The 6,544-nt window shown below is 50.3% G+C and carries 13 protein-coding genes; all 13 read right to left on the bottom strand.

The window, feature by feature from the left end; genetic code table 11:
- Nucleotides 1-92: 92 nt before the first annotated feature.
- On the bottom strand, nt 93-299 hold the full coding sequence (locus Q390_RS20010) for a DUF1010 domain-containing protein (RefSeq protein ID WP_245606941.1): 207 nt from the start codon (nt 297-299) through the stop codon (nt 93-95).
- Nucleotides 300-616: 317 nt separating this feature from the next.
- Nucleotides 617-892 (bottom strand): DUF1010 domain-containing protein, encoded by a 276-nt coding sequence (locus Q390_RS19665; protein WP_084153954.1) that lies wholly within the window; start codon nt 890-892, stop codon nt 617-619.
- Nucleotides 893-896: 4 nt separating this feature from the next.
- Nucleotides 897-1,172 (bottom strand): DUF1010 domain-containing protein, encoded by a 276-nt coding sequence (locus Q390_RS20005; RefSeq protein ID WP_156949932.1) that lies wholly within the window; start codon nt 1,170-1,172, stop codon nt 897-899.
- Between the two features lie 21 nt (nt 1,173-1,193).
- Entirely contained in the window at nt 1,194-1,493 is a 300-nt protein-coding gene (locus Q390_RS19660) for a DUF1010 domain-containing protein (protein ID WP_084153953.1), read from the bottom strand.
- 80 nt (nt 1,494-1,573) lie between these two features.
- The gene (locus tag Q390_RS0115395) at nt 1,574-2,077 is read right to left on the bottom strand and encodes a hypothetical protein (RefSeq protein WP_027996867.1); all 504 of its coding nucleotides are present in this window, start codon (nt 2,075-2,077) and stop codon (nt 1,574-1,576) included.
- Nucleotides 2,078-2,137: 60 nt separating this feature from the next.
- Nucleotides 2,138-2,425: a DUF1010 domain-containing protein gene (locus tag Q390_RS19655; RefSeq protein WP_156949931.1), complete on the bottom strand. Its 288-nt coding sequence runs from the start codon at nt 2,423-2,425 to the stop codon at nt 2,138-2,140.
- A gap of 137 nt (nt 2,426-2,562) precedes the next feature.
- On the bottom strand, nt 2,563-2,967 hold the full coding sequence (locus tag Q390_RS0115385) for a DUF6508 domain-containing protein (protein WP_027996866.1): 405 nt from the start codon (nt 2,965-2,967) through the stop codon (nt 2,563-2,565).
- Nucleotides 2,968-3,064: 97 nt separating this feature from the next.
- The gene (locus tag Q390_RS0115380; RefSeq protein ID WP_027996865.1) at nt 3,065-3,982 is read right to left on the bottom strand and encodes a PD-(D/E)XK nuclease family protein; all 918 of its coding nucleotides are present in this window, start codon (nt 3,980-3,982) and stop codon (nt 3,065-3,067) included.
- A gap of 5 nt (nt 3,983-3,987) precedes the next feature.
- Nucleotides 3,988-4,260, bottom strand: a complete 273-nt coding sequence (locus tag Q390_RS19650) for a DUF1010 domain-containing protein (protein ID WP_156949930.1) — start codon at nt 4,258-4,260, stop codon at nt 3,988-3,990.
- A gap of 72 nt (nt 4,261-4,332) precedes the next feature.
- Nucleotides 4,333-4,554 carry a hypothetical protein gene (locus Q390_RS0115375; protein ID WP_027996864.1) on the bottom strand — a complete coding sequence of 74 codons (222 nt, stop codon included), beginning with the start codon at nt 4,552-4,554 and terminating at the stop codon, nt 4,333-4,335.
- Nucleotides 4,555-4,945: 391 nt separating this feature from the next.
- Nucleotides 4,946-5,236 (bottom strand): DUF1010 domain-containing protein, encoded by a 291-nt coding sequence (locus tag Q390_RS19645; protein WP_156949929.1) that lies wholly within the window; start codon nt 5,234-5,236, stop codon nt 4,946-4,948.
- 43 nt (nt 5,237-5,279) lie between these two features.
- Complete coding sequence (locus tag Q390_RS20570; RefSeq protein WP_084153951.1) at nt 5,280-5,477, bottom strand: DUF1010 domain-containing protein; 198 nt, start codon at nt 5,475-5,477, stop codon at nt 5,280-5,282.
- 173 nt (nt 5,478-5,650) lie between these two features.
- Nucleotides 5,651-6,196: a hypothetical protein gene (locus Q390_RS0115365; protein ID WP_027996863.1), complete on the bottom strand. Its 546-nt coding sequence runs from the start codon at nt 6,194-6,196 to the stop codon at nt 5,651-5,653.
- Between the last annotated feature and the right edge of the window lie 348 nt (nt 6,197-6,544).

Here is a 6,544-nt window from a genome sequence, read left to right as displayed (position 1 = left end):
CGGCGCAGAACCCAAAGGCGAAGCCCGGCACACGGCAAAAAACCCAACGAATAAACGCCTGAGAAACCAAATGCCGCTGGATATTGCATGGCCTAAATAATGTGGCTTTTAAGAGCGGCTAACGAACGAAAGTAAGCTGCCCGCCGAAGGCGGGTCAGCTTGACTGACCGGTTAGACCCAGACGCCAAAAAGGGAAACCCCAGGCTGGCGATGGGCGCAAACCGCGAAAAAGCACAGCGTAACCGAGGCGGCGCAATGCTGACAAAAAAGCTGAAAACTGGCGCAGCGCCAAAAGGCAAAGCCCCACCAAAAACGCCCAAACGCCCGACGGTGGAAGCAGCGACAAACCAAGCATGGCGTAGATTATTGCGGGCAGGCTAACGAACGAAAGTAAGCCGCCCGCCGAAGGCGAATCGGCTTGACTGACCGGTTAGCCACAGCGGCCAAACCGAGAATGCTGCGCAGACGCCCAGCGCTACGAAAACAGAAGCTGCAAGCGCACGCAAAATAAGGGCTAGCGCCGGATTTGACTCCAAACCAGCACAAATGCCCGGCGGTGGAAGCAGCGACAAAAAAACCATGATGCGGATTATTGCGGGCAGGCTAACGAACCAAGCTAAGCGGCGGCGAAGCCGTCCGACTTGAGCGCACAGTTAGACCCAGAGGCCAAAACTGGAAACCCAAACTTGACGACGTGCGCTAACCGCGAAAAAGCACCGCGCCACGGAAGCGGCGCAATGCTGGAAAAATGATAGCTACTAGCGCTTACTGCGCAAGCGCTAGAGACCCAAAAGGCTGGAAACTGGCGCAGCACCCAAAGGCGAAGCCCGGCACACGGTAAAAACCCCAGCGGATAAACGCTTGAAAAGGTAAATGCGGGTGAATAAACCATGGGCTTAAATAAAGCGATTATTGGGCAGGGCTAACGAACGAAAGTAAGCCGCCCGCCGAAGGCGGGTCGGCTTGACTGACCGGTTAGCCACAGAAGCCAAAACTGGAAGCCCCAAATTGACGACGCGCGCGCACTGCGAAAAAGCAGTGCGCCACGGAGGCGACGCACTGCTGGCAAAAAAAGCTGAAAACCAGCGCAGCACCCAAAGGCGAAGCCCGGCGAGAAACCAAAAACCCAACGAATAAACGCTTGAGAAGGTAAATGCCGGTGAATAAAACATGGGCCTGAATAAAGCGGATTTTTAAGCGGCTAACGAACGAAAGTAAGCCGCCCGCCGAAGGCGGGTCGGCTTGACTGCACAGTTAGACCCAGAAGCCAAAACGGGAAGCCCCAAATTGACGACGGGCGCAAACCGCGAAAAAGCACTGCGCCACGGAGGCGACGCACTGCTTGCAAAATGATAGCTATTGGCGCTTGCTGCAAAAGGGCTAGAGGCCAAAAAGGCTTGAAACTGGCGCAGCACCCAAAGGCGAAGCCCGGCACACGGCAAAAAACCTAACGAATAAACGCTTGAGAAGGTAAATGCCGGTGAATAAAACATGGGCTTGAATAAAGCGATTTACGAGCAGGCTAACGTATAAAGTTCAGTGGGCGGCGAAGCCGATCCACTGCAACGAGTTGTTAGGCGGGCGATGACTCTGCCGCGTCTTTGGCATTTGCTTCGGCTAAGATTACTTTCTTAACAACTTCATAGCAGTCATCAACGTGAGAGTTTCCAACCATTTTCATGGCACCAAAGCTAATTGACGCTGCAACAGCCGAGCCTAATATAGGTATATATTTGGCAACAGACTTTGCAGCAACGCGAATTCCGATACGCTTTAACACTTGCATAATAAGTTGCTTTGTTATGATCTTTCCGATCAGCTCACTTCCAATACTTGTTACAGCGACAAGTATCAGTTTTTTTATTTGCGGATCAATCAAATCCATTTGCTCAGGAGTTAGACCAAACTTTCGGTTAATCATCGGAATCATTTCAAGAAGCAAAGCGACATCGGCTCCAATGTCAGCTCCTGGAATAGGAATAATCGCTGCTCCTGCGGATAAACTGGCACGAGTGGTAACCATAGATTTACATTCATCTCGCAGGGAATTCAGTTCTGAAATTTTTTGCGGAAGCATAATTTATTCTCTTTTTAAGTTATGAGCTTATTGATACTACGATAGACGATGCTCGAATGCCTAACGACCGAGTTCAGCGCGCGGCGTAGCCGTCCGCTGCAACGACCAGTTAGACACAGACGCAAGCAAGGGAAACCCAAACTTGACGAAGTGCGCTAACTGCGAAAAAACACTGCGCCACGGAAGCGGCGCAATGCTTGTAAAAAGATAGCTACCAGCGCTTGCTGCACAAGCGCTAGAGGCCAAAAAGACTTGAAACTGGCGACCCACACAAAGGCGAAGCCCGGCACGCAGCCAAATACCCAGCGGATAACCGCTTGAGAAGATGAATGCGGGTGAATAAACCATGGGCCAGGATAAAGCGGCTTTTACAGCAGGCTAACGGACAAAGTAAGCGGCTGGCCGTAGGCCAGTCCGCTTGACTGCCGAGTTAGGCTGCAAGCGTGATTGTAAGACCCGCCTCGATGATTTACTTCTACTGTGCGTTACAGGGGCCTTAGTTCTTTTAGCCTCTGCAGGATATTACGGACTTGCCCACCTTCGATGATCTCGCCCCAGTGACCATCGCAGAAACGCTCTCCACGAACACACCAAGTAAGCATAGATTTGATTTCCTGCAGCGTTGCACATGCCACTTTCTCAGGATCGCAGATCATCGCGCCTATGTTCTTTGATGTGTAATTAGAGTCGGACCAGCACTCTCGCGCAGCAGCGCTGAAAAATTGAATAACAGCCTCTTCGTATTTAGGCCAAGACATGACCACTACGCCCTTGTCTGTTTTCTTGCCATCGCCACAAAGGACGACCGGCTTGAACCCTTCTCTATATAGCACCGGCAAGTAACCGAGTAGTTCATCGAAGTCTGCACCGGTGGGAGCGGCTGATTTCATGGTGTCCAATATGAAAATTTAAGAGTGTTTGAAACGATGTTTGATTTTTATTTCAGCAGAAAAGGATGACGGACCAAACGTCATTCGAAATGATTATTTAGATGCCATCTCTCATATCTTTGGCGATCTGTAAAAGCATCGCAGCGGCATCCAAAGCATGCATTATTTCCTGTCTTTGCCCATCAAACGAGCCGAAACGATTAACAGGTGCAACTACAACGCGAATTGCCGTAGATCGTCCTGCCGTCACAACATCCAAGTTACGACCATTCATCATTGTTCGGATTTGCTCAATCTTCTCAGAAGCACCTCGAATTTGAAGATCCACATAGCCTTGAGCCATTTTATGGACAATGTTTATATTTTTCCCAAGCTGATTAGGTCGAAAATCTGGCCAATCCGAGTTTGCTGGTTTTATACCGGGCCGTTGCATCTCCAAAGCTGGAAATTCCCGATTGGCGATGTCCCAATATGACAACCAGAACTGCGTCACATCCTCATTGGCCACTGGAGAATACCCTCTTCGATTTTGCTCGATGGCTTCAGAAAGAATGTATGCTCGATATTCTGCGCGTTGGGTTTTTTCGTTACTGAACCAATCTTGAAGCTGCTCGTAACTTATGCGCACGTCGTAGTTCTGTGCTTCAGCATTTGTAGTCACGTAACTACTAGGTGCAACAATGCAAGTTACAAAACTTTGCCAAAGCCCCTTATCACAACCTTCCGCGCCTCTTTTGCCGTACCGGGCTGCTTGATCGGGTTGAGCCGGAGCATCGACCTTATTTTCGATGAGGATCGCGTGCCCGTTTGCGTACTTCACCACGATATCAGATTCACCTAACTGAGGGTGTATGACTGAATGCCATGCGCCAGTACAAGCGGGCATATCCAAACATTGAGGCATTGTCAGTCGAAATAGCCACGACGAAAAGTCGCTGTTTACATTTATTTCCTCAAGCAGCAGAAGATCGATATCTCGTTCCGCGACGAACAGGAGCTTGTTTAGTTTCTTCATGACACCTAACAGCCAAGGTAAGCCGCCCGCCGTAGGCGGGTCGGCTTGACCGCAGAGTTAGACCCAGACGCCAAAACGGGAAGCCCTAGCTTAACGACGGGCGCTAACCCCGAAAAAACACCGCGCCATGGAAGCGGCGCAATGCCACAAAAAAGATAGCTAGCAGCGCTTACTAAATAAGCGCTAGAGCCCAAAAAGGCTAAAAACCCACGCACACCAAAACACGCGCCAGGAACAGCAAAAGCGCGAGATGGTGGAAATGCGGGCAGATAAACCATGGTGCAGATTACTGCGGGAGACTAACGTTTGAATTAAGCCGACCGCTTTAGCGGGTCGGCTTGAATTAATGGTTAGACAACTTTTACGTCTTTGCCGTGCTCTTCCATTAGCGCGGCAAATTTTTCCCAAGAAAGTCGTTTTTTGTTCACAGAATTTCCTGATGGAAGCCACTCCATGTTGCCCTTACTTACTAATGCTGTTCCTAGTTTCTTCCCGTCTTTCTTAACCTCAATCTGAACATCTTTGTGTAGAACGAACTTGGTAGAGATATCCAACGTAACTTCATGAGCCATAAAATTTCCTTTTTTCTTACTAACGCTTGAATTAAGCGGCGACCCGCCAGGGCCGTCAACTTGGTCGCGTTGTTAGGCTGAGACCTATTTAGTAGAGACGCAGTAATTTCCCTGAGCGCTGTAACCGCTGGGGCACGCGCCGCTTTTTGGAATGACAATTTTTGGATTGGCGGTAGTTGCTACGCAGTAGTTGCCCTGTGCACTCCAGCCGCTCGGACACGCTCCATTTTTTGGGATCGCGACTTTTGCGCTTGATGTTGGGACACACATATTCCCTTGCGCCGAGTATCCGCTAGGGCAAGCCCCATTTTTTACTATCGGCATTACCTGCATCGACATTTTTAACCTCCAAAAAAACAGCGTGAACGGCGACGCTGTGACGCCTTGCCGCCTAACAGACAAGGTAAGCGGCCCGCCGAAGGCGGGTCCGCTTGAGCGCAGAGTTAGACACAGAAGCCAGCCAGGGAAACCTAAACTTGACGACGTGCGCTAACGGCGAAAAAGCACCGCGCCACGGAAGCGGCGCACTGCTTGAAAAATGATAGCTGCTAGCGCTTGCTGCATAAGAGCTAGAGGCCAAAAATGCTTGAAAATGGCGCAGCGCCCCAAGGCTAAGCCCAGCGAGAAACCCAAAACCCAACGAGTAAACGCTTGAGAAGCCGAGTGCTGGTGAATAAGGCATGGGCTTGAATAAAGCGATTAGTGGGCAGGGCTAACGAATGAAGTTAAGCGGCGGCGCAGCCGTCCGCCTTGAACGCCCGGTTAGCCCGAGACGCCACTACAGGGCACCCAAGCTTTACGACGGACGCCGACTTTGAAAAGGCACTGCGCCACGGAAGCGGCGCAACGCAGATAAAAAAATAGCTACTAGCGCAGGCTGCATAAGCGCTAGAGGCCAAAAACGCTTGAAACTGGCGAAGCATAGAAAGGCGAAGCCCTGCACGCAGCAAAACACCCAGCGGATAACCGCTTGAGAAGGTAAATGCTGGTGAATAAACCATGGGCCGAAATAGAGCGGTTTTCAGAGCAGGGCTAACGAACAAGTTCAGCGAGCGGCGAAGCCGTCCGCTGCAACGCCAAGTTAGGCGCAATTTGGTTACTTGGACACATATTTATAGAAATGGCCGAGAAAATCTGTTTCGCCGTTGTAAGCACGGAGCGAAACATTGAGGTCACTATAAATTTGGAAATACTTTTGAGTGTTGATCTTTTGACAGCTCATGCTGACAAGCTTAGCCATGCCGCGCTGCATTGTTAAGCCCCCTGACGGGCTGTTTCTCCTTCGAGCGTCAGCGCCGCTGTATTTTCCATTTAGCGAGACACTGTAGAGTGTTTTTCCGCTTATGAAGCGGAGATCGACAACGCCGTACTTGTTGAAATAGTTGCCTTCAAATTTCTTAAATGAGTCGTGCCTGTCTGTCGGGTATGTAAGCTCAGTTGCTCCCATTTTCCCGAACCGGAACTGTAACCAACCGCCTTGCCCAATGCCTTCACTCGCAATGTTTCCACACACGGAGACAATTTTTTCGTTCGTTGTAGTCTTACAAGAAAAATAATCAACTTCCGGGGCGCGGCAGAGCGTTTGGGACAGGCAGACTGAAGGCAGCAAGAATAAGCAAGCAATGAGGGCGACCGATTTCATGGCACCTAACGGCCAAGTTCAGTGAGCGGCGTAGCCGTCCACTGCAACGCCGAGTTAGAACCGAGCCAATTAATAGGCACAGACTTTACGGCGCTATGAAAATAAAAGCTGCTTGCACACGCCCCGCTTGTGCCGGAGCCCGATTTGATACCGAAACTGAATGCCCCACGGGAACCGCGAGCGCAAAGGTGGTTGTGAGCTGGAAGCAAAAGCGCAGGATTAACCATAAACACGGTTATTTCAAATAAGGCTAACTAGATTTATACGACAGCCATCCTAAGCGGACTGGTCTACCAAAACAAGATGTATCAATCGGTACATAGGGATAGTACCGAGATGAAGCCATTT

Origin of the sequence: Simplicispira psychrophila DSM 11588, from assembly GCF_000688255.1 — a bacterium.
Lineage (GTDB): Bacteria > Pseudomonadota > Gammaproteobacteria > Burkholderiales > Burkholderiaceae_C > Simplicispira > Simplicispira psychrophila.
This window is presented reverse-complemented; position numbering and strand designations above follow the sequence as displayed.